At 44.7% G+C, this 22623-nt stretch carries 22 protein-coding genes; 12 read left to right on the top strand and 10 right to left on the bottom strand.

What is annotated here, in order from left to right; genetic code table 11:
- The first annotated feature begins 37 nt into the window (after positions 1 to 37).
- The 3 genes from dinB (at position 38) to FLAVO9R_RS17155 (ending at position 2459) form a co-directional block, all read left to right on the top strand.
- Positions 38 to 1111 (top strand): DNA polymerase IV, encoded by a 1074-nt coding sequence (gene dinB, locus FLAVO9R_RS17165; RefSeq protein ID WP_159533322.1) that lies wholly within the window; start codon positions 38 to 40, stop codon positions 1109 to 1111.
- A 143-nt stretch (positions 1112 to 1254) separates the two neighbouring features.
- Positions 1255 to 1518 (top strand): DUF1653 domain-containing protein, encoded by a 264-nt coding sequence (locus FLAVO9R_RS17160; protein ID WP_159533320.1) that lies wholly within the window; start codon positions 1255 to 1257, stop codon positions 1516 to 1518.
- 65 nt (positions 1519 to 1583) lie between these two features.
- Positions 1584 to 2459 carry an MBL fold metallo-hydrolase gene (locus tag FLAVO9R_RS17155; RefSeq protein WP_159533318.1) on the top strand — a complete coding sequence of 292 codons (876 nt, stop codon included), beginning with the start codon at positions 1584 to 1586 and terminating at the stop codon, positions 2457 to 2459.
- 62 nt (positions 2460 to 2521) lie between these two features.
- On the opposite strand, the gene FLAVO9R_RS17150 is transcribed toward FLAVO9R_RS17155, so the two are convergent.
- A complete protein-coding gene (locus FLAVO9R_RS17150; protein ID WP_159533316.1) occupies positions 2522 to 3046 on the bottom strand; it encodes an Lrp/AsnC family transcriptional regulator in 525 nt (174 codons plus the stop codon).
- Between FLAVO9R_RS17150 and FLAVO9R_RS17145 the strand changes: the two genes are divergently transcribed.
- The 3 genes from FLAVO9R_RS17145 (at position 3029) to FLAVO9R_RS17135 (ending at position 5505) form a co-directional block, all read left to right on the top strand.
- On the top strand, positions 3029 to 3469 hold the full coding sequence (locus FLAVO9R_RS17145; protein WP_159533314.1) for a hypothetical protein: 441 nt from the start codon (positions 3029 to 3031) through the stop codon (positions 3467 to 3469). The two genes, FLAVO9R_RS17150 and FLAVO9R_RS17145, sit on opposite strands and share 18 nt — an antisense overlap.
- On the top strand, positions 3466 to 4581 hold the full coding sequence (locus FLAVO9R_RS17140) for a DUF917 domain-containing protein (RefSeq protein WP_159533312.1): 1116 nt from the start codon (positions 3466 to 3468) through the stop codon (positions 4579 to 4581). The genes FLAVO9R_RS17145 and FLAVO9R_RS17140 overlap by 4 nt, the downstream gene beginning before the upstream one ends.
- Before the next feature lie 90 nt (positions 4582 to 4671).
- A complete protein-coding gene (locus FLAVO9R_RS17135) occupies positions 4672 to 5505 on the top strand; it encodes a class II glutamine amidotransferase (RefSeq protein WP_159533310.1) in 834 nt (277 codons plus the stop codon).
- A 34-nt stretch (positions 5506 to 5539) separates the two neighbouring features.
- On the opposite strand, the gene FLAVO9R_RS17130 is transcribed toward FLAVO9R_RS17135, so the two are convergent.
- On the bottom strand, positions 5540 to 6490 hold the full coding sequence (locus FLAVO9R_RS17130) for a LysR family transcriptional regulator (RefSeq protein WP_159533308.1): 951 nt from the start codon (positions 6488 to 6490) through the stop codon (positions 5540 to 5542).
- Between the two features lie 99 nt (positions 6491 to 6589).
- On the opposite strand from FLAVO9R_RS17130, the gene FLAVO9R_RS17125 reads away from it, so the two are divergent.
- Positions 6590 to 7105 (top strand): lactoylglutathione lyase family protein, encoded by a 516-nt coding sequence (locus FLAVO9R_RS17125; protein ID WP_013782605.1) that lies wholly within the window; start codon positions 6590 to 6592, stop codon positions 7103 to 7105.
- Positions 7106 to 7236: 131 nt separating this feature from the next.
- Here the strand turns inward: FLAVO9R_RS17125 and FLAVO9R_RS17120 are convergent, their stop codons facing one another.
- Genes FLAVO9R_RS17120 through FLAVO9R_RS17110 form a run of 3 tightly spaced genes read right to left on the bottom strand, consistent with a single transcriptional unit; the run spans position 7237 to position 10652 of the window.
- Positions 7237 to 7878 (bottom strand): MBL fold metallo-hydrolase, encoded by a 642-nt coding sequence (locus FLAVO9R_RS17120; protein ID WP_126872841.1) that lies wholly within the window; start codon positions 7876 to 7878, stop codon positions 7237 to 7239.
- A gap of 21 nt (positions 7879 to 7899) precedes the next feature.
- Positions 7900 to 9636 carry an amidohydrolase gene (locus FLAVO9R_RS17115; RefSeq protein WP_232370690.1) on the bottom strand — a complete coding sequence of 579 codons (1737 nt, stop codon included), beginning with the start codon at positions 9634 to 9636 and terminating at the stop codon, positions 7900 to 7902.
- Between the two features lie 2 nt (positions 9637 to 9638).
- Positions 9639 to 10652 carry a serine/threonine dehydratase gene (locus FLAVO9R_RS17110; protein ID WP_159533306.1) on the bottom strand — a complete coding sequence of 338 codons (1014 nt, stop codon included), beginning with the start codon at positions 10650 to 10652 and terminating at the stop codon, positions 9639 to 9641.
- 157 nt (positions 10653 to 10809) lie between these two features.
- Between FLAVO9R_RS17110 and FLAVO9R_RS17105 the strand changes: the two genes are divergently transcribed.
- A complete protein-coding gene (locus FLAVO9R_RS17105; RefSeq protein ID WP_159533304.1) occupies positions 10810 to 13782 on the top strand; it encodes a sensor domain-containing protein in 2973 nt (990 codons plus the stop codon).
- A 9-nt stretch (positions 13783 to 13791) separates the two neighbouring features.
- The gene (locus tag FLAVO9R_RS17100) at positions 13792 to 14166 is read left to right on the top strand and encodes a PH domain-containing protein (RefSeq protein ID WP_159533302.1); all 375 of its coding nucleotides are present in this window, start codon (positions 13792 to 13794) and stop codon (positions 14164 to 14166) included.
- Between the two features lie 135 nt (positions 14167 to 14301).
- Here the strand turns inward: FLAVO9R_RS17100 and FLAVO9R_RS17095 are convergent, their stop codons facing one another.
- Entirely contained in the window at positions 14302 to 16509 is a 2208-nt protein-coding gene (locus tag FLAVO9R_RS17095; RefSeq protein WP_159533300.1) for a S9 family peptidase, read from the bottom strand.
- Positions 16510 to 16581: 72 nt separating this feature from the next.
- Between FLAVO9R_RS17095 and FLAVO9R_RS17090 the strand changes: the two genes are divergently transcribed.
- The 3 genes from FLAVO9R_RS17090 to FLAVO9R_RS17080 are packed head-to-tail and all read left to right on the top strand — an operon-like array spanning position 16582 to position 18506.
- The gene (locus FLAVO9R_RS17090; protein ID WP_159533298.1) at positions 16582 to 17202 is read left to right on the top strand and encodes an NAD(P)H-binding protein; all 621 of its coding nucleotides are present in this window, start codon (positions 16582 to 16584) and stop codon (positions 17200 to 17202) included.
- Between the two features lie 47 nt (positions 17203 to 17249).
- Positions 17250 to 17966 (top strand): tRNA1(Val) (adenine(37)-N6)-methyltransferase, encoded by a 717-nt coding sequence (locus tag FLAVO9R_RS17085; RefSeq protein ID WP_159533296.1) that lies wholly within the window; start codon positions 17250 to 17252, stop codon positions 17964 to 17966.
- Positions 17967 to 17981: 15 nt separating this feature from the next.
- The gene (locus FLAVO9R_RS17080) at positions 17982 to 18506 is read left to right on the top strand and encodes a YgjV family protein (RefSeq protein ID WP_159533294.1); all 525 of its coding nucleotides are present in this window, start codon (positions 17982 to 17984) and stop codon (positions 18504 to 18506) included.
- Positions 18507 to 18603: 97 nt separating this feature from the next.
- On the opposite strand, the gene FLAVO9R_RS17075 is transcribed toward FLAVO9R_RS17080, so the two are convergent.
- From FLAVO9R_RS17075 to FLAVO9R_RS17060, 4 genes are all read right to left on the bottom strand, one after another.
- Positions 18604 to 19011, bottom strand: a complete 408-nt coding sequence (locus FLAVO9R_RS17075; RefSeq protein ID WP_159533292.1) for an ExbD/TolR family protein — start codon at positions 19009 to 19011, stop codon at positions 18604 to 18606.
- Positions 19012 to 19151: 140 nt separating this feature from the next.
- Positions 19152 to 19937 (bottom strand): CLCA_X family protein, encoded by a 786-nt coding sequence (locus FLAVO9R_RS17070; RefSeq protein ID WP_159533290.1) that lies wholly within the window; start codon positions 19935 to 19937, stop codon positions 19152 to 19154.
- Between the two features lie 2 nt (positions 19938 to 19939).
- Positions 19940 to 20479 (bottom strand): flavodoxin FldB, encoded by a 540-nt coding sequence (gene fldB, locus FLAVO9R_RS17065; protein WP_159533288.1) that lies wholly within the window; start codon positions 20477 to 20479, stop codon positions 19940 to 19942.
- A gap of 21 nt (positions 20480 to 20500) precedes the next feature.
- Positions 20501 to 22366, bottom strand: coding sequence for an alkaline phosphatase family protein (locus FLAVO9R_RS17060; RefSeq protein WP_159534701.1), 1866 nt, complete (start codon positions 22364 to 22366; stop codon positions 20501 to 20503).
- Positions 22367 to 22623: the final 257 nt, after the last annotated feature.

Here is a 22623-nt window from a genome sequence, read left to right as displayed (position 1 = left end):
TTAGGGGCGGCTTAGGGGCAGTTTGGGAGCATACACCATGCGAAAAATCATCCATGTAGATATGGACTGCTTTTATGCTGCGGTTGAAATGCGTGACAACCCTGCGTTACGCAATATCCCTATTGCCATTGGTGGAAGCTCTCAGCATCGAGGGGTTATTTCTACCTGTAATTACCCCGCCCGTAAATATGGCGTTCGTTCCGCCATGGCCACCGCTTATGCATTCAAGCTTTGCCCAAATCTCACCTTAGTGAAAGGGCGCATGGAGGCTTACGTAAAAGAGTCTCAACGAATTCGCGAAATATTTGCCGACTATACCGATTTAATCGAGCCACTTTCGTTAGATGAAGCTTACCTCGATGTGACCAATAGCCAATATTGTGGTGGCAGTGCCACGTTAATAGCCGAAGAAATTAGAAGTCGAATTGAGTCAGAGTTGGGCTTAACCGCATCGGCGGGCGTTGCACCCTGTAAGTTCGTAGCAAAAGTGGCCAGCGATGAAAATAAGCCTAATGGTATTTGTGTCATTACTCCTGATAAATTAGATAGTTTTGTGAGGGGCATGCCTCTTAAAAAAATTCCAGGGGTAGGTAAGGTGACAATGCTAAAGCTACAACGATTAGGCTTAGCTACCTGTAACGATGTGCGCAGTTATCCTTTTGAGCGCATACAAAAGGAATTAGGTAAATTTGGTGCGGTATTATGGGAGCGTGCGCATGGTATTGATGATCGAGAACTGTCAGTATCAAGAGAGCGTAAGTCTATAGGCGTAGAGCGCACCCTAAGCAACGATATTCATTCGATGGAAGAATGTAGAGACTTTATGCCTCATTTACTGGAAAAGCTTCAGGAACGCATTCAGGCGCATGAAAAGCGCACAGGCAAACCTGTTCGTATTCGTACTCAAGGGGTGAAACTTAAATTTCAAGACTTCCAGCTAACCACGGTTGAGCATCGATGCCCTTCGTTAAATGCGCATTACTTTGATACCCTACTAAAAGAAGCTTACGAGCGCGCTAAAGGCCGTGGTATACGCTTAGTTGGGCTACATATTGGTCTTGGTGAGGCACAAACCATACATCAGCTCCCTTTGCCCCTAGAAGGTGAGTAGAAAAGTGAGTAGTAAAGAGCGTAGACTGGTGTGTACATAGGTGAATAGCCGCAAAGTACGGGAAACCTTATCAGACGCTTTATGAACAGAGCCCGAATTTTACCGTATTCAAATTAACAAAAAAGTGAAAAGCAGGAACCATCATGACTACCCCGGAACCTAAAACCCAAGAACTTAAAACCCCAGGTCGATACCGCCATTATAAAGGCAGTGATTACGACGTTTACGAAGTGGCGATACATTCAGAAGACGAGTCTTCCTTAGTGGTATATCGTCCATGTTATGGCGAAAAAGCCCTGTGGGTTCGTCCATTAAGTATGTTTCAAGAAGAGGTGGTGGTAGAAGGTAAGTCAGTCCCTCGATTTGCTTATATTGGTGAGATCCCAAACGACGAAAAAATGATCTGAACCGCAAACTAAGTCATAGTGTACTTAAATCTATTTAATAATAAGCACTCTTTAAGGGAACCCTAATGACGCACAAACTTACCCGAAGTTTTCTACTTGCTGCAAGTTTAGTATCGACCACCTTCATTCCAGCCGCTTTTTCGCAAGACCGTTTCGAAAAGGTTGAAATAGAGGCAACAGCACTTAAAGGTTCTGTGCATATGTTGACGGGGATGGGCGGCAATATCGGCGTTTCTGCGGGTGACGATGGCATTCTAATTATTGACGATCAATTCGCACCTCTAGCTGAAAAAATTGCGACGGCACTTGGCGAGCTTGGCAGCGATAAGCCCAAGTATGTGATTAACACCCATTACCACGGCGACCATACAGGCTCAAATGCATTTTTCCACAGCCACAAAGGCGCGACTATATTAGCCCACGATAACGTGCGCATTCGATTAGCCAACGATGAAAAAGTATCGCCAGATGCGCTACCAGCTATCACTTATGAAAACGGCATTAAGTTACATTTTAACGGTGAAACCATTCACATTATGCATCTTGAATCAGGGCACACCGATGGCGATAGCATAGTATGGTTTGAACAGCCGGATATCATGCACACGGGTGATTTATTCTTTAATGGGTTATTCCCATTCATCGACTTAAATTCTGGCGGCAGTGTTAAAGGCTACATCGAATCAGTCAAGCAAGTGTTGGCGAAGATAAATGACGATACTGTGCTCATTCCTGGTCATGGAGAACTTAGCAATAAAACCGAGTACACCAATTTTCTTGCCATGATTGAAGAAACTTTTGCCTTTGTAAAAGCGCAGAAAGCAAAAGGCATGAGCCTTGAAGCAATTACTGAAGCAGGGCTCGATAGTAAATGGGACAAGTGGGCATGGAGCTTCATTTCTGAAGAGAAGTGGATTACAACATTATACAAAGGCGCTTAGTCGAAGCACGTAGAGCCACTTTTAAAAACAAACAAGGAGCAGCTAAGTAGCAGCTCCTTTTTTTAGTTATCGGTAAGCATAGAAATTTTCGCTTTATCTAACCATTTTAATTGCGCCAGCGGATAGCCCAAAAAGAATTTTTCTCTTGATAAAATAATTCGATTTTCAATGCGCTTAATACCAAGCTCTTCTCTGTCACTCAGCAAGGTACAGGCATCATTTAGTTTGGCGATATTCGCAAAACAACTGAACGACACATAATCCACTTTTCCTGTAATCTGCATGCAATCCATGAACTCTGGTATTTCTTGAATAGCAGCAATAAAGCGCCGTTTAAATGGGGCACTATTGTCATGCAAGGTAAATTCAACATACGCGAAAACATGTTCGCACATGGCTTCAATATTCACATCAGCGTGAAAGGTGCGAAAGTACCCGGATTCTTTTAATGCTTTTACTCGCTGAAAGCAGGCGCTAGGGGAAAGGTTAACTCGGCCCGCTAATTCCACGTTGGTGAGGTCTGCTTGCAAATGCAATATAGCCAATATTTTTTGATTGTAACTATCTAAATGAATAATCTTTTTCATAAGGTGGTTTCTGTTGGCTTAAACACACGAGTTACTACATTTAGAACTGTTTTTCGCGCTGAATTCCTTTTCTCCTTGTCCATCATGTTTACCCCTGTTGCCGCTATCTACTGCGCTGACTTTTTTATTCTGCGACGACAAGCTGTGTACCGGGCGGGTGACTTTATTCCTGCGTTTAACATTTGCGCCATAGCCGCGTGGATAACCGGTATCCTGTTTAGCTTTTCGAGCGCTGAAACTGGGCTTTTTATCACCCCTATTGAAGCCATAGACGCCTTAATTATTTCCTTAGCCAGCTACCTTTTTTTATCCCGCGCAATGCGAGTTCTTACTAATAAGACCGCCATAAAGAACAGTGCCAATAGCGCTACACCCGCAACCATAACCGCAACCAAAGACACCACCGAAAGAGAAAACCTATGAAAGAACTAAGCTTTCAAGATATGAAAGACATTTTGCTAGGCTGTACTGTGCTAGGCACCGGGGGCGGTGGTGAAATGAGTGAAGGCCTAGAATTAATTAACGAAGTGATAGAGAAAGGATTACCACTTCGGCTTGTAGGGCTAGATGAAGCCCCCGACGATGAATGGATTTGCACGCCTTATTTGCTCGGCGCCCTCGATTTAACGGCCAAAGAGGCCGACGAATACAAAGCCTTACCCAGAAATGCTGAGCCAGCTATATGCGCCGCGTTTAGCCGCATAGAGTCTTATTTTGATAGAAAGTTTTATGGCACGGTATGCTGTGAAATGGGCGGTTCCAATACGGCTGTGGCATTTTATACCGCAGCGTTAAATGGTGGCGTGGTGATTGACGGTGATCCCGCTGGGCGGGCTGTACCTGAAATAACCCACTCAACCTATTATCTAAACGGACTTGATGCCGCGCCTGTTATTGCCGCCAATAGCTTTTGCGAAATCTTCGTGTGTGAAGGGTTGCATGATGACCAAAGAGCCGAGCACGTTATGCGTGCACTTTGCCGAGTTAGCGCCAACGACATTGCGGCTATCGACCACGCTATGCCGGTAAAAGATATCCGTCATGCCCTTATTGGTGGAACTATTTCAAAAGCGTGGGCGCTAGGTAAAGCAGTGTCGGCAGCCAAACAGCAAGGTGCGGATATTGCCAAAGTGATTGCAGACGTTGGCAATGGTTTTGTTGCCTTTAGAGGCAAAGTGACAGCCTTTGAATTTGATACCATAGGTGGCTTTTCTGTCGGAACCGTTGATTTAGCTGGCGCGGGAGATGACGCAGGACATACCTACCAGTTAGGGGTTAAGAACGAAAACCTGGTCAGCTACTACGATGGTGAAGTGGATGTGACTATTCCAGATCTCATTTGTGTAATTGATGAGAATACCGGTGAGCCAGTGACCAATCCGCATTATGAAATTGGCCAATCGTTAGCGGTTATTATTTTGCCTGCACCTGATGCATTTTTAACCCCAAAGGGCTTAGCTACCTTTGGTCCAGCGTATGTTGGTGTAGATGCGCCTTATCGCCCAGCTAGCTTGCAAAACAGACACAATAAATAGGTGTAAATTAGACGTATTGCGCGTTGCTTAGCGCGCCAAGCTTGTTTATGCTCAAGCCTATTATTATTAACGTTCTAAAAAGGGTACATCGTGTGTGAACTGCTTGGCATGAGTGCCAATACGCCAACTGATTTGTGTTTTAGCTTTACTGGCCTCACCCGACGTGGTGGCGAGACAGGCCCGCACAAAGATGGCTGGGGTATGGCATTTTATGAAGGCAAGGGTATTCGCCTTTTTCACGATCCAGAGCCCTGTGCTACCTCTCAAATTGCAGAGTTTGTATCTCACCTGCCGATTAAAAGCGAAACGGCTATTTGTCATATTCGCCAAGCTAATGTAGGCAATATAAACCTTGCTAACACCCACCCTTTCACCCGTGAAATGTGGGGTAAGTATTGGGTGTTTGCCCACAATGGGCAGCTGCCTAACTTTGTACCTCGTGAAGGCATGTATGAAGCCGTTGGGGATACTGACAGCGAAGCCATGTTCTGCGACTTAATGAATCAGGTGCGCGAGAACTTGCCTCGTGATGCGATGCCGCAACAATTGGCCGATACACTGGTGGATATCGCAAAAGGCTACGCAGAGCAGGGCGTATTCAATTGTTTATTAAGCAATGGCGACTGGTTGTTTTCATTTTGTAGCACCAAAATGGCGAGCATTACCCGCCGTGCCCCGTTTGGCCCAGCTTGCCTCAGCGACGTGGAGGTAGAGATTGATTTTGCTGCAGAAACCACACCCAACGATGTGGTGAGTATCATTGCCACTGCGCCACTAACTCATGACGAACAATGGGATATTTACGAGCGTGGTGAATGGAAGCTATGGCAGCAAGGCGAGGTGATTGCCAGCGGTAAAGTGGATGTTCCTGTGCACAAATCTGAAGCGGCCATGACAAGCCCAAGCCCTGAATTGAGCGCGTAACAAGCAAGTTGAGCTAACATCGCTTTTTGCTGATTTAACTGCTTCCAAGCGCTTGTACAATCAACGACTGAATTTTCTGATAGCGTAGTGGCAACGAACGGTGGGGCGTTTTCACAAAGTAAAGAGGTTCAGCCACATCGTTTGTGGCAGGGTATATCGTTAAACTTTCAGTGGCGTTGGCAAAGCTATCTAGTACTTTAATGGGCAGTACGGTAAAGCCCAGCCCTTTGCTTACGGGCAATAAAATTTGAGACAGCTGATTAATGTAACCACGCTTTGGCAACCGACTAGGATCTAATTGCATTAGCGCTTGCTCGCCCGAGTGGCTAAAGTAAAGTTTTAGGTAGTGCATGGCGTCGGGGTGGTTAATCAACCCAAGCGATAGCAGGGTATCGGCAATGTCTTTTTCTTGGCTACTTGCACTATTGTCAGCACTATTATCAGCACTATTCGTACTTAAATTACCAAGAGCACCTTTGGGCAATATAAGCCCCAAAGATTCGCTACCGATTTTTTCAGAGGATAACATCTCTTCATCAGGTTGTTGCGTGACGATGCCTAACTCTAGGCTAGACGCGTAAATGCTATTGAGGATGGTTCGGTTGGGCGCAACTTCTAAATGTATACTCAAACTCGGATGGGCAACCTGTAGCTCAACAAGTACAGGGTACAAACGCTGAGCCAACGCACCCGAGCAACCAATTACACACTGTCCTTCGTAGGGCGCATCAAACTTTAAGCTTTCTATGAGTGCCTGTTCATGCTTACTCAAGCTTTGCGCATAGTCGTAAACTCGTTGCCCTTGTTCAGTTAGCTCTACACCTTTACCTAGGCGAATGAGTAACTCACAGCCACAGGCTTCTTCCAATTTTTTTATGTGTTGGCTCACACCGGGCTGCGTCATAAATCGTTGTTCTGCGGTACGGGTAAAATTCCCCGTTTCTACTAGCACTTTGAACGTATCAAGCCACTGTGGATTTAGCATGGTATAAATTTAAATTATGGATTTGAGAATTAATCATAATTTCTAGTGTTTGCTTTGTCTAGTTAATATACGTGCATACTTTACATTGAGGAGATAAAGATGACTGAAGCAGTTAACACCCCTTATCCACGTACGTTTTCGCACATTGGTATTTCGGTTCCAGACCTTGATGCCGCAGTTAAATTTTACACTGAAGTGCTAGGCTGGTACTTAATTATGAAACCCACTGAGATTGTTGAAGATGATTCAGCAATTGGCGAGATGTGTACCGACGTATTTGGTGCAGGTTGGGATAAGTTCCGTATTGCTCACCTTTCAACGGGCGACCGTGTGGGTGTAGAAATTTTCGAGTTTAAAAATCAGGAAAACCCTGAAAATAACTTCGAATACTGGAAGACTGGCGTGTTCCATTTCTGTGTTCAAGACCCAGATGTTGAAGGCTTGGCAGAGAAGATTGTAGAAGCGGGTGGAAAGAAACGCATGAAGGCACCGCGTTACTACTACCCAGGCGAGAAGCCTTACCGCATGATTTACATGGAAGACCCGTTTGGCAACATTCTAGAAATTTATAGCCACAGCTATGAACTTCATTACGCCAGCGGTGCCTACCAATAGGTAAAGGCAATAGGAAAGGAAGCAGGCATCAATGGCTATAACGTTAGACATTGATAATAGTAAGAGGCGAGTGGATCACTCGCCTTTTTTAATGGGCAGGAAAGCTACCGTATTGGCACTTCTATTAGCACTTAACCCCATTGCCCCGCAACATAAGGGTTGCTGGCTTTTTCTTTTGCTACCGTGGTAGTAGGGCCATGACCAGGATAAATCACCATATCGTCAGGCAGCGTTAAAATATTCGCGTTTATTGAATCGAGTAGCTGTTGATGATTTCCCTGAGGGAAATCAGTGCGCCCAATCGAGCCTGCAAAAATCACATCACCTACAATAACCTTGTTACTCGTTCGCTCCACCAGAACCACATGGCCAGGGGTATGTCCCGGACAGTGCAGCACCTCAAGCGTTAGCTCGCCAACTGAAATGGTATCTTTGTCATTCAACCATTGGTTAGGCACAAAGGGCGTGGCAGGTGGAAAGCCAAACATTTGGCTTTGCTGCATAAGGGCATCTAGCCAAAACTTGTCCCCCAGATGTGGCCCTATTATCGGCACATCGTAATGTTTAGCCAGTTCGACGGTGCCACCTACATGGTCTAAATGACCGTGGGTAAGAATGATTTTTTCAATAGTGACCTGATTATCCGACGCCGCGCCGATAAGTTTCTGTATATCTCCGCCAGGGTCAACAAATGCCCCCTGTTTACTACCTGCGTCCCAAATAAGCGAACAGTTTTGAGCAAATGGCGTAACCGGTATAATAACAATTTCCAATGTGCTGCCTCCCAACAACGGCTATTTCGAAAACACTTGTTTGCCTGCTATGTAGGTAGCATGCACTTGGGTTTTCCAAATATCTTTTTTATCAATGGTGAAGATATCTTGATCAACCAGTATAAAATCAGCCCATTTTCCCGGTGTAAGGGTGCCAAGTGTATCTTCCATATGTCCCGCGTAAGCGGCATCTAATGTAAAGCCTTTAAAGGCTTGCTCAATAGTAAGCGCTTCGTGTGCATACCAGCCTTTCACCGGTTGATTGTCCCTGTCTTGACGGGTTACCGCAGCGTGCAAACCATAAAATGGGTTTGCCAGTTCGACAGGAAAATCTGAGCCTAATGGCAAAGGAATGCCTGATTCAAGTAAAGTTTGCCACGCATAAGCACCTTCCATTCTGTCTTTTCCAATACGATCTTCAGCCATATTTTTATCGCTGGTGGCATGTGTTGGTTGCATGGATGGCAATACATCTAATTCGGCAAAACGAGCGAGATCTTCAGGCGCGATAACTTGCGCATGTTCTATTCGGTTACGTAATTCACTACCGCCAATAGCAGCAAATGTTTTTTCAAATTCATTAAGCGCAACATGATTCGCTTTGTCGCCAATAGCGTGGTAATTCAATTGAAACCCAGCACCGATGACCGACGTAAATAACGGCGTCATTTCCTCAGGCTGAGTGAGTAATAAACCATGCTGGTGGGGGGCGTCAGAGTAGGGGGCTAATAAGGCTGCGCCTCTACTGCCAAGGGCTCCGTCACCGTAGGCTTTGACTGAACGAATGTACAAATAATCATTAGCGTCTCGTATTGGCCCTTTTCCAAGTAGTTTACTTAAGTCAGGGTCAGTGGCGCTTATCATGGCGTATATTCGAATGGGTAATTCAGCTTGAACTGCTTGTTTAATATAGAAGTCGTACACACCACGGCCGACACCCGCATCATGCATTGACGTAATACCATTTGATAGTAAGTGCTTACCTGCGGCATCAAGTTGGCGTTTATATACCGCATTGCTCTGTGTTGGTAAATAGGGTTCGACTAATGCCATGGCATTGTCAATTAATACTCCAGTCGGCTCGCCGTTAGCATCTTTAACTATCTCACCGCCAACGGGCGTGGGGGTGTCTTTGGTAATACCGGCCAAGGTAAGGGTTTTGGTATTAGCCCAACCCGCATGGCCATCTACACGCGTTAGCCATACCGGCCGGTCGGACACTTTTTTATCCAAATCACCACTGGTTGGAAAGGCTCTATCAGACCATAACTCTTGGTTCCACCCTCGGCCAGTAATCCATGGTTGCGTGCTATTCGCCAGTGCATATTCTGCTACGCTATCAGCGGCATCGGCAGCACTGGTACTTTCACGTAAATCAACTTCCAGTAGGTTGGCACCTAAGCCCAATAAATGCCCGTGCGCATCAATAAGCCCCGGCAACATTACGCGGCCTTTACCATCAATGGTGTTGGAAATATTTAACGTTTGAGCAGTGGTCTCATCTACTTTTATATCGAGAGAAAGCACTTTGCCTTCGTCGATAAGAATCGATGTGAACGATATTAAATCAGCATCATCATTCAGCGTGTAACCTTTTACGTTGGTAAAAAGTGTTGCTGCACACGCAACACTCGATAGTGTGGCTATAGCAAGGGCGCCACCGAATTTAAGAAAGGAGCGCTTAATGCCGTATCTGTTACTTTGATTAGGGGGAATTCCACTTACTATTTCTGTCGTATTAACGTGCATTTTTAGCATGCTTATTCTTCCGTGTTAATAATAGGGGGTTGTAGTAAAAAGTCGCGCTGCCAAATTTCGGTCATAGAGGCTTGGCTTATATTGCCGCCTGACAGCATCACCAATGCCGTTTGCCCAGGTGGCGTGTTAGCAGCCCAAGCAGCAACCGCTGCCATACTCATGGCACAAGTGGGCTCTATATGAAGTTTTAATAGGTGCTGTAGCCACTGCGTCCAGTAGACTATTTGCAATTCGTCCACTTCGTAAAAATCATCAAGCTCTTGTAATAGAGGAAAGGTCACATTGCCAACCGAGGGCGTTGCTGCGCCGTCGGCAAGGGTTACCGGTGGGGCATCAAGGGCAATAATCTCGCCTTGCTGCAATGACTGAGATGCATCGTTGGCAGCCAGTGGTTCAGCCCCAATCACTAGCGCATCGGGTTGTAGCGCACGAGCCGCAAGCAAAGTACCCGATAACAGTCCACCACCGCCACAAGGGGCAAAGATAGCATCTACCTTTCCTGTATCTTCTAACGCTTCCATGGCGGCGGTGCCTTGACCGGCCACAATGTCTGGATGGTTAAATGGTGGGATCCACACAGTATTTTCTTCTTCGGCTGCATTAGCCACGGCGATATCTGCTTCTTGGCGGGTGGGGAACAACTTAAGTGTTGCCCCATAACTTTCAGTGGCCGCTGCTTTAATAGGAGAAATTGTTTTGCTAGCGAAAATAGTCGCGGGAATGCCATACTTTGCCGCCGCGTATGCCACGGCTTGTGCGTGATTACCCGAGCTATTCGCTACGACTTGTTTTGGTAACTTACCTTGTTCGTGAAGGTGACCTAAAAAGTTCAGTGCGCCGCGAAGCTTAAACGCGCCTATGGTTTGAAGGCATTCAGCTTTGAATAAAATACGGTGCCCCATCCACCTATTTAACAAACTCGACTCCATAATAGGTGTGCGCGTTACGTGTTCTTTTATTCTGTCATACGCTTGAGTTATAGACGAATAGGAGAGTTCCGTTTCATTAGGGTGCATGAGTAACGCCTTGTATCTTCATTAGAAATACGTTTATTTAAACGCAGTGATCATTATGTAAAGGTATACCCTACCATTTAAATTCTAAAAGGATAATTCATAAAAATTTCATATTCGAGGTTTATAGTCCCAGCCTCTCGAATGAGAGGTCATTGTAATGCAATCAAGAGTTACCCACCGAATTTACGGACTCCCCTTAGTGCTGTTCGTGTTTCTTTCCATACTTTTTGTTTCAGCGGGTGTCTATCTCGACAAAGAAGACAAACGGGTGCGGATTTCAAAAGCCCAGTCAGTTGCTGAACAGGTAAAAATTAGCTTAGAAGTATTCTCTACCGAACGCATCCAAGCCGTCCACAATTTAATGCGTAACTGGCCAACCTTTGCGCCCAATCAGGTAGATTGGTTTAATGCGCAAGCAATGTCTTTGATGGGGATGCAGCGCGGCTATAGTTCACTAACGTTTGCTGATCAAAACGGCATTATTCAATGGGTTGCTACGCCCTCTCATGGAATGAAAACTCGCCTATCGAACCAACTTATCGGCCAGCCACTCGTATCGGTGGGGCTAACTATTCCCGCGCTTGCTGAATCGCTGGCGAGTACGTTGGTACATTCGTCAGTAACGGGTCATTACCATATTATTGTTGGCCGTTCTATTAGCCCTCAAGAACTCAATCACGGGTACTTATTGGCGGGCTTTGACGCACAAACGATTTTGGGCGTTATGCTAGGTGAACTAGAAGGTCCTCAGTTTAATTTTGTGCTTCGAGACTCGGGGCACACCCTATTTAGCAATGGTGAGTTGGTCAATGATGGAACCGTTATTACTACTGAGCCATTTTCATTTATTGGTCGGCAGTTTTCGCTTTCCATGCAAACTCAAGTGGGGCGTTATAGCGTTGGCCTATTAGTCGCGGTAATCGGGCTTTTAATGTCGGCGTTGGCCAGCTGGATTTTTCATAAGCAAATGAAAGGTGCGGTGAATCTATCGGTCAGTCAAAAGCGCTACCTTACGGCAAGCGAGGCCTCGTTAGATGCGTTAGTCATTTATCGGCCCAAGGGCAGTGATTACGAGCTAGTTGAAGCGAACCGCTACAGCCGTTTTCTATTTCGTGGAGCATGCTCAGAGTTAAGCACTAAAACACTGAAAGACCAGTTAGCGTTTCTAGGTAAAGCCGAACTGTTCGACTGTATCAAGGAGGTGGCAACAAACAACATGCCCTTTGAAGAGTACGTCGCTATTAAGGAAAGTAAAATTGCGCCTGAATGGTTGAAGGTACAAGTGGTTAAAGCGGGAGACAATATTGCCTTAACCGCTAGGGATGTCACAGAAAGATTCAAAGCTCAGCAAGCACTTAAACATAGCGAAGAGCGCTATCGGAGGCTTGTCGATGGCATGCATAGACACTTCGTTTATACCAAAACCGCTGAACATAAGTTTATTTATGTCAGTGCTGGAATTAATACTATTTTGGGGTTTACGCCAGAGTATTTCATCGAGAAAGAATCGCGACTGTTAAGGAAAATACCAGACGAGACTTTCGATATACGAATGAAATCGGGGGAGGGGGTAAAACCCGACCCATATTTGGTTCACTACACCAGCTGTGAAGGAAAAGAATTGGTACTAGAGTTTTCAGATACGCCGATCTTGAACGAGTCTGGTGCCCTAATCGCAGTTGAAGGTATTGCAAAAGATGTAACCAAAGAGCAGGCGTTGCAAGAAGAAGTCGCCTATCAGGCCAATCATGACCAACTTACAGGTCTACTCAATCGGTATGCTTTTGATAAACAACTCCGTGACATTTTAGAGGCGAATGCAGCCGATACGCCTGATAAAAATACAGACGTGGAAAGAGACAACGTCACTACCATATACCCTTCACGAAACTCGGATGATAGCACTAACCCTGGCGTAATGTGCTTTATCGACATGGACAGGTTTAAGTTAGTAAACGACAGTTGCGGGCACCCCGCTGGCGATAAGTTACTTCAAGAAGTGTCTACCATATTTAGGCAGCACATTAGTGAGAAAGACTTGCTTGCCCGAATAGGCGGAGATGAATTTTGTATTATTTATCATGAACAGCCCCTTGATAAGGTAAAAATTAAGCTCGATAAGCTGTTAAAGGCTATCTCTACTTACCGGTTTATGTATGGAGATAAGCTATTTTTCGTTGGGGCGAGCATTGGTGTAATTGAAATGAATCCGCAAGAGCATAACGCCGCAGAACTCATCAAGGCCGCTGATAATGCCTGCTATAAGGCCAAGCATTTAGGAAGAAATAGGTACTTTGTTTACCATGCTCACGATGCACAACTGAACATGGATAACAGCGAAAATGATGTGTTACACACGCTGCACAAAGCGCTACAGTTCGATGGTTTTGAATTATATAGCCAAGCCATTATGCCCCTTAATGGCATAACTGAAGACGATACCAACGGCCTTGAACACTATGAAATTCTACTACGCTTAACCGGAAGTGATGGCACTCTTATTAGTCCAGGTTTGTTTATACCCCTTGCCGAACGTCACGGCTTGATGAACAAAGTGGACTACTGGGTGGTAGACAATACACTAAAGACATTAGAGGCCAATCCACTGCATGTAGACAATGTGGCTAAAGTAGCGATTAACTTGTCGGGAATTACCCTCGGCGATGAAATCACCTTGTTAAAAATTACCCAGCGGCTTCAAGGTACGACAGTACCACTAGAAAAAATTTGCTTTGAAATCACAGAAACCACAGCAGTCACTAACTTAAGTGCGGCTAAACATTTTATTTCCACCCTTCGGGAAATAGGGTGCAGCTTTGCCCTCGACGACTTTGGTGCAGGAATGTCGTCGTTCACTTACCTTAAAAACTTGGATGTTGATTACGTCAAAATTGACGGCTCCTTCGTTCGAAATATTGTTCACGATCCGATTGATCATGCTACAGTTACTGCGATAAATAATATTGCTCACAGTATGGGTAAGCAAACGGTGGCGGAGTTTGTGGTAGATACCGCAACGGCAAATGTACTAAAGGCACTACAGGTAGACTATGGTCAAGGTTTTGCCTTAGACAAGCCCAAGCCCCTTGCTCATCGCGTACAGTGGCTGACAAAACTCGTGTCTGTTTAGGAGAATAAAATGGGCTTATTTGACACCTTGCTAGGTAACGCTAGTGAAACCAGTGCTGAAGCGGTAAATGAAGAACTCTCACCCATATTGGCTGAAAATGAAACCGTCACCGCAGCATTTAAACTAGTAAGAGATTTAAGCGTATTTACCAATAAGCGTTTAATTCTTATTGATAAGCAAGGGCTAACGGGCAGAAAGGTTAATTACCATTCCATTCCTTATAAGTCGATCACGCAGTTTGTGGTAGAAACGGCAGGACACTTCGATACCGATGCAGAACTAAAAATATGGTTATCAGGTAAAGGTGACGCTATCGAAATTGAGTTAAGTAAAGCATCTGCGCAAGATGTACAGAAGAACTTAGCCAATCAGATGTTTGCATAATTCTATACTTATTGCCGGCTTAGATTTCACGGCGGTTTGACATAAAGAATGGGAAGTATAAATAAAAACGGCGGTGCTTTAAAAGCATCGCCGTTTTTCGTTCTCAGCTTTTTTCAAAGCCTAAAATTTAAAACCTTATTGCTCAGGCGTTAAATTTCTGTCGAAAAAGTTAGTAATGGTTTTGTACAAGTGGATACCCGTTTGCTTACCACGAATACTGTGCTTCTTACCTGGGTAATCCATGGTTTCAAATGGAATTGCCAAATCTTGAAGGTGCTTGTATAGCATCGTAGAGTGGGTGAACAATACGTTATCGTCAGCCATTCCGTGATAAATAAGCAAGTCACCTTTTAAGTCTTTCGCGTAAGGGAATACGGAAGAGGCTGTGTATGCATCGTCATCAGTTTTAGGGTTGCCCATATAGCGTTCAGTGTAATGCGTATCGTACAGGCGCCAGTCGGTAACTGGAGCACCAGACACACCTGCTTGGAAGTAGTCGCCCGCTTTAAACATGGTCATTAGCGTCATGTAACCGCCATAACTGTGGCCATGAACACCAATACGTTTAGCATCTACATAAGGTAGGGTTCGTAAGAACTCAACACCCGCTACTTGGTCGTCAACTTCTATAAAGCCCATCTTCTTGTAAATAGGATCTTCAAATGCTTTGCCACGGTAATTGGAGCCTCTGTTATCAAGGGTAAACACCACATAGCCTTTATCTACCCAATGTTGCATCAGTAACCCGCGATTACCTGCCCAGCTATTCGTCACAACTTGCGCATGTGGACCACCGTAAAGGTACACAATAACAGGGTGTTTCTTTTCAAGGTTTTCAGGTTTGTAAATACGGTACTTTAAGGTGGCGCCGTCTTTGGTAGTAATGTCGCCAAACTCAGGCTTCGTCCAGCTATCCATATAGGCATGTAACGGGTGGCCTTCTTCAACTTTGTTTTCTTCAAGCCATGTAATACGCTTGCCAGAAGCATCATTTAAACTTACTTGGGCAGGTGAGTTAATGGTAGAGAAACGGTCGATAAAGATGGAGGCATCTTTACTGAACGACACACTGTGATAAGCGCCTTCGTTGGTAATACGTGAAATATCGCCACCGTTTAACGATACCGAATAGGCGTGGCTTTCAAGCGGTGTATCTTTACGACCCGCGAAATAAATTCGGTTGTTCTTGGCATCAACCGCTTCGATGTTATCAACCACCCAATCGCCTTGAGTTAATTGACGCACTAACTTACCGCTATTCTCGTAAAGGTAAAGGTGCTTAAAGCCATCTCGTTCAGAGGCCCAGATAAACTGGTCTGAGTCAGACAAAAAGTATAAATCGTTATGCAAGTTAACCCACGTACTACTGGTTTCGCTTAACAATACTTCCTGTTTTTCTGTTGGAACGTTATACGCTCGCAGCTCAAGAGTCTGTTGGTCGCGAGTTTGCCACTGATACGTGAAGGTTTCACTGTTAGGCATCCATTTACCGCGGGCAAGGTATATGTCTTTGTCTTCGCCTAAGTCTACCCATCTGCGTGCACCGTTATTGATGTTTTGAATAGCAAGTTCAACAAGTACATTGTTGGTGCCTGCTTTAGGGTATTTCTGTTCAATGGTTTTAATGTCATCTGCGTAGATTTCAGAACGCGAAATGACGTCTACAGGGCTTTCATCTACTTTGGTAAATGCAATGAAGCTTTCATCTGGTGACCACCAGTAACCGGTCATTCTGCCCATTTCTTCTTGAGCAACGAATTCGGCCATACCAAATTTAATGTTGTCGCCACCTTCCTTTGTAATGGCCGTTTCTTTTCCCGACTCAATATGTTTTACATACAAGTTTTGGTCGCGAATGAAAGAAATGTAATTTCCTTTCGGAGATAGCTTAATATCAGTTTCAAATACGTCGGTATCAAGAAGTTGCTTTGCACCTTTCTCGCCAAGCTTGTGGTAATACACATCGCCACCTAGTGGGAATAGAAGGGCTTTTCCGTCGGCAGACCATTGATAGCTGACAATACCGCTACCCGATAAACGCATGCGTTCGCGACGGGCTTTTTCTTCGTCGCTCAATACTTCTTCGCCACTTTGAAGGTCATTTGAGTCGAATAGAAGGCGAGTTTCGCCACTGTCTATATGGTATTCCCATAAATCGAGACGTTCATAATCGGTCTGTTTTCCTTTTAGAAACGTAACTCTTTCTCCATCAGGAGAAACTTTAAGTGCACGAGGCGCATTGCCATCAAGGGAAGGAGAAGCGAAAATACGCTCAATATCGAGCGGTTCGGCCTGTAAAGCGGTAGAGAGCATAGCGGCTCCTATTAAAAGGGCTTTTTTCATTTTTATCTGCATATTTTTAACTGTCGAATAGTTGATTGTAGAGAAACTGTCTTAGGATACAAGGTACTAAGTATGAAAACCGCAATGGTGCTAGGAGCGACCGGATTAGTGGGACGAACGTTGGTAAACATACTTTTACAGGACCGCCGCTATAGCGAAGTGACCTGTTTGGTAAGAAAGCCGCTACAGTCTAATCAATTCGCCGATCCACACAATAGGCTTAAACCCGTGGTTATTGATTTTGATAACCTGCAAGACTACCAAGGGTACTTCGGTGTCGATCACGTATATTGCTGTTTAGGGACCACACTTAAACAAGCGGGCTCTAAGTCGGCGTTTAGACGGGTGGATTTTGAATACGTACATGTTGCTGCTCAACTTACTCGTGCACAGCGCACCGGCAGTTTTGTATGGATCTCGTCGGTTGGAGCAGATGCAAAAAGCAGTAACTTTTATTTACGGGTGAAAGGCGAGTTAGAAAACGCGATAATGCGCATGCCACAGCTTCCTCATGCGGCAGCAGTACGTCCTTCACTTCTGTTGGGAACGCGAAGCGAATTTCGCACCCTTGAAGATGTGGCACAGAAAACCGCACCAGTTTGGAAAATATTGATGCAAGGGCCGTTAAAAAAATACCGCCCAGTGCATGCTGTCGATGTAGCAAGAAACATGATGACAAGGCAGAAGTGGTAGTGCCAGAGCACAACGCCCTAGAAAACAAAAATATAAAGAGAGCTACCATGTTTCGCTGTAAGCAGTTTGTGGTTAATCAAACCAATTGTGCTATGAAAGTAAATACCGACAGTATGATATTAGGCAGTTGGGCCAAGCCCAATCAAAGTAGCCATATTCTTGATATAGGCACGGGCACCGGTATTCTCGCGCTAATGATGGCGCAAACGTCTGCGCCATCAGCCAAAATCACCGCTATCGATATTGATGAAAAGGCTGCATCACAAGCGAGGTTAAACGTAGCTGCCTCACCTTGGCCAACAAAAATAACAGTGCAGCATAATAAGTTGTCGGACTTAGCTGCGGATAACGCGTTCGACTTTATCGTGTCTAATCCGCCCTATTTCGAGCATGTAAAAGGCCATAGTCATGCCTACAAGTCGCAAAGTGACACTAGAGAACAGGCTCGGCAAACTGTTTCACTTACCCCAGCGCATCTATTTTCATTTGTTACTGAGCAACTTACCAGTACTGGTGAGTTCTATTGCCTTTATCCTTTTGCTCGGGAGAGTGAAATTATAGGCATAGCTGCTGAAATAGGCTTAGTCACAAATCGTATTCTAAGAGTGCAGCACAATGACCAACGCCCCCCTTATGTGACGGTATTTTGTATGAGTAAACAACACAAAAAGAGCGACATTGACAATCTGGTGATTAGAGATGAAAGCGGAGATTACTCAAGTCGTTTTAAAGCGCTTTGCCGCGATTTCTATTTACGCTTTTAACAAAGGTAGTTTGGCATGTTGATTGTAGCTGAAGCGTTCGGTGCTATTGCCGTCGTACTTAATTTTATTGGTTATAGGCAAAATAGTGTAGAGCGCTATTTATTTATCTCTGCCTTTGCTTTACTGAGCTTAAGTGTGCATTTTTTTATGCTTGATGCCATGGCAGCTGGCGTGGGTACATGTTTAGCGGGGTTGCGTAATTTTATCGCTATAAAGCATCGTAGCCGATGGGTACTGTTTATTTTCGTGGCCGCCAATATCCTATTCATGCTGTATGAGTGGTTTATTCTGCACCATGACTGGAACATTTTTATCGCCTATGCGTCATCCCTCATTTTTACTATAGGCTCAATTGTCTTAAGAGAAACAGACAAAATCAGGCGATATTTCTTGCTCGCCGAAACACTTGGGCTAATGTACGCCCTCTCAGTAGGCAGTATTTTTGGTACCGTTTTTAATATCAGTAACTTATTTAGTATTGTGACAAAGATGATAAGTGATGGAAAAAAGAGCAATCATAAATGTTGGAGGTCGAAGTGAAGTTTTTCAAATACATTGATGGGGAGTCTATAAATCGGTGGACGAGTAAAAACGAAAAAGCCGCCCTAGAGGCGGCTTTTTAAAACTTTCGAAAGAACTAGCCTTTCTTGACCAGTACCGACACTTTAGCGATACCAGCTACTTTAACCTGGTTCATTACTTCTACCACTGTACCGTGTTCAGTATCTTCATCAGCTTGTATAGCTGCTGAATCAGTGTTGTTTTCCGCTAAAAAAGTTTGTGTGTTTGCAACAACACGGCGGATATCAACTTCACGGCCACCCATCATGATAGTGCCATCGGCATCTATACGAATAGAAAGCGCTTTAGAAGGCTGATCATTCTTAGCCTCATTGTCTTCTGGGCGGTTTGTATCTAACCCTTTTTCTTTCACGAACGAGGTCGTTACGATGAAGAAAATCAACATGATGAACACGATGTCCAACATGGGGGTCATATCAATCTGAGCCTCGTCTTCGGCCGAGGTATGCTTTTTTCTTTTCATCTCGTCTTCTTTTTTCTGTTACGTTCGAGCGCTTTAGTATACTGCCTGTAACAAAAATAAACAGGGTTTTGTACAAAACAGCGTGCTCGTTAACACTTGTTGCTGAAAAATTGCTCAGTTTCCATCGTAAAACAACAAACTTAAGATTGTTTGTGGGAAATGGCGACGCCTAATTGGTAAAAATACAACATCAACGACTCATTGAGCGCTATACGCAAATTACCATGAGGATAAATGCCAAGTCTAGCCTCAGTTGATCTTTTTGTGCCTTGAACCAAGAATGCATTTTTGATCAAATGGTCTTGAACACAGGCTTCAAAGGCTCTGGCGGCCATTTCTTGTGGCATTGCGTAATAATAGATTTTTAATGCGCGATCCGCCTCTACAGATCGTACAAAATAATCGTTAGGTCGATTATTGTTGTCTAAAAACAACGAAGAGAAGCATTTACTCAGTTTTTCATTGAGTGGATGGGGGTTGAGTTGGGCATTATCTAACCACGCTTGCGAGGCAAAGCTACCCACACCTACATCGGCAAACATTTTGGGTGCAATATAATGATCAAACGCATGAAACCACTCATGAGCTAATGCGCCTGCGCCGGCATTCTTAGCCAATGCGAGCTGTCTTCGAGCGCTGTTATAATGTGCGCTGGCGCCTTTTTGACCACCACTGCCAAAGGCTAGCGATAATGTGCCGTTTAAAGACAGCACTTGTTCGTTCACGTTTAAAATGGTGGCCAGATCATACAAGGCGTCGAAGAATAAGTTGGCCGCTATTTGCTGTTCATCAGCGGTTACCCATTTTCCAATGGTGATACTCGAAAAATTAAACAGCTTGCGAATATCTTGAAAAGTGACATCGGCACCATCTCTATGGCTTGGGCCATTACGATAGAAGTCTTGATGTATGCGCCCTTGGGTCACAGCTAACCCGCTAACGATATAAGCAGTTGTTCACACCATGCAGCAATACGTTCATCTGATTTGTCGTACTGGTTCTCGTCGTCTAACGAGAGGCCTAAAAAGTGTGACTTGTCTTCAGTTAATGCTTTAGACGCTGTGAACTCATAACCCTCATTGGGCCAATAACCAATAATAGTGCAGTTGGAAGGGGCGATAGCATCGTGCAGCATACCCAAGGCATCTTGAAACCAATCAGCGTAACCAAGTTGGTCGCCCATGCCGTATAAGGCTACGATTTTACCTTCCAAATTAAGCTGGTGGGCTTCTTCCCAGTGAGACTCCCAATCTTCTTGCAGCTCACCGAAGTCCCAAGTAGAAATACCAAAGATAATAACGTCATAGTCGGCAGTTTTGTTCAAACTTACATCTTTAATATTGTGAACATCTACAATGTTATCGTCGAATAAGCTATTCAATTGTGCCTGAATTTTTTCCGCTGCCATTTCCGTATAACAGGTTGTTGAACCGTAGAATAAGCCAATCGACAGCGCATTATCACTCATGAAAACCTCTTTCCGTACACACTAATTATCTTTTATGGGCGGGAATTCTACCTCTTTACCATTGCTCAACAAAGCTTTGCAGCCAACAACTGTACTATTTTGTGAAATTTGTAAGATACCAATGGCGCAGCCGTTATATAGCTCACCGTATCCTGATGATGGCTCTCTGGCGGTGACTGACATATTTCTGCGCCGCGTGAACACGTTCAGCACAGATTTTGGCCCGTAGAAAACACGGTTAAGCCTATCTAACCAGCGAATTAAGCCTTCTGGAAAGGCGTTCTTTAATCCGCTACAGGTAAATTGGGTAATGTGAGGGCTGTTGCGACGAAAGCGTAGTCGTACATCGTATACAAACGAGTAGTGAACATCACCAGATAAGATAATAAATTCAGGTGGCGTTTTGTAATGTCGAAAAATGTTCAGCATGACATTCGCCGTGCCTTTGTGCGCCATCCAGTTTTCGGCGTCCACAGTCAGTGCTTTGCCAAAGAAGGTAAAAGTCTTTTGAATGGCTTCTATAAACTTCACCCCATAGATAGGGGCGGCCGACACCACTATCACGGCATCCTTTCCAATAATATTATGCTGAAAGTCGCACAAGGCTTCCCAATCCATCAAGCCAGACGGCTTTTTCATACTTGATTCTGAGCGCCAACGACGGGTTCGGGTATCCAATACCTCAATAGGGGGCGTGGTGTCTAAGCGATAATTCCAATGTTCAAAGTCTAACAATTGATCGATGAGTTCATCTTGTTTCACCATGCCACTTTCGGTAAAGGTTTCACTGGCTTTAGCAATCAACGGCGCGCATTTTTGTGGCGCATTGCCCCAGCCTTGGCAAAGTAGGTAACCGGTAAGGGCATTACCAATCATACGTTTAGAAAAAGGGTTTCCATAAACTTCTTGCTCCCAACCCCGGGTTAAATTCCAGTCGTCGGTGACATCGTGGTCGTCAAAAATCATATAAACGGGGATATGCGCCAGCGCACGACGGACTTTTGGCAACTTGCTCACAAAACCTTCAATGGCGCGTTGTTCTTTTTCAAAGGTCTGTTTGTGTTGCGCGGCTATATCATTCACTTGAAAAGTCACGTTTCGCCACAGGGCAGGTGACCACACCAAGAAATACATGGCCACCACTTCGGCGCAGCTTATTAAGTGATTTTGCGCATTCACCGAGGTGAAAATGGGTTTTCTTTTGGCGCCAAAGAAGAGTGATGAAAGTGCGGTATTCGTCTCCGTTTGAGGCAGTAACTGCTCACGTTCATAAAAACCATGCAGGTGAGTAGGGAGTTCTGCGGAATTTTCTAAAACCGCGCCCTCAAGGGGCTCTTCAAAAAGCCCGAGTAATGCAATGACGTGGTGAATGGCTTGCAAAGTAGGGCCGGCTACATCATCGGTGTATACCTGATCGCCTGTCATCATAAGCACATCAGGGCGAGGGCTATTTGATGCAATGGCATTATCGAGTAAATTATCAACTTGGGCTAGAGCGTCATCTCCATCAAAATGAGGCTTTCGACATGAGCCATGCAATAGGGTTTCAGGCTTGTTTGTCCAGCAAAAGCTCAATGCAGTTTGATTAGCATAAAGTAAGTCTGCTTGCTCTTTTTGCCACTTTTCTTGGCATTCAGTCGCTGTAAATGTGAGTTGGTAGTAAATGGGTATATTAGCGGTAAAGCTTTCATCTACAGTGGCAGATAATAAATGAATGAAGGCGTGCTTACCTACTTGCACGCAGGTGCTTGTCACCTCTGCGTCAAGCTTCGCATCATTTTGTGAAAGCGTAAATGTTGGGGCCTTAGCCTCTGACGTGACTAACCAAATATGACACGCACTTTGTGTGACTCGCCTAACGATTGGGCCCGCAACCACCGCAGGAATACACTGCTTAGAAATAATATGCTCCTACCAAAAGCAACAAGAAGAAAAATGTACCTTACTCTTTTTTGGCTTTAAACGGTATGGTAGATATACTCGCTTACATTTTTTACCCTAATGGGCTTTACTCGTGACGGTTTTCGCCCATAAATTTGCTTCTGCCTAACTGCTCAAAATGCAGGTCAAAATGCAGCCGGTATCGTGGATTTGGTGAGCAGTAGAATTATAAGCTAGTGCTTGCAGCTTTTGCTAGGCGTGAG

Origin of the sequence: Alteromonas sp. 38 (assembly GCF_902506055.1) — a bacterium.
Classification (GTDB): domain Bacteria; phylum Pseudomonadota; class Gammaproteobacteria; order Enterobacterales; family Alteromonadaceae; genus Alteromonas; species Alteromonas lipotrueae.
Note: the sequence above shows the minus strand (reverse complement) of the source record. Positions and strands in the feature narration are given on the sequence as shown.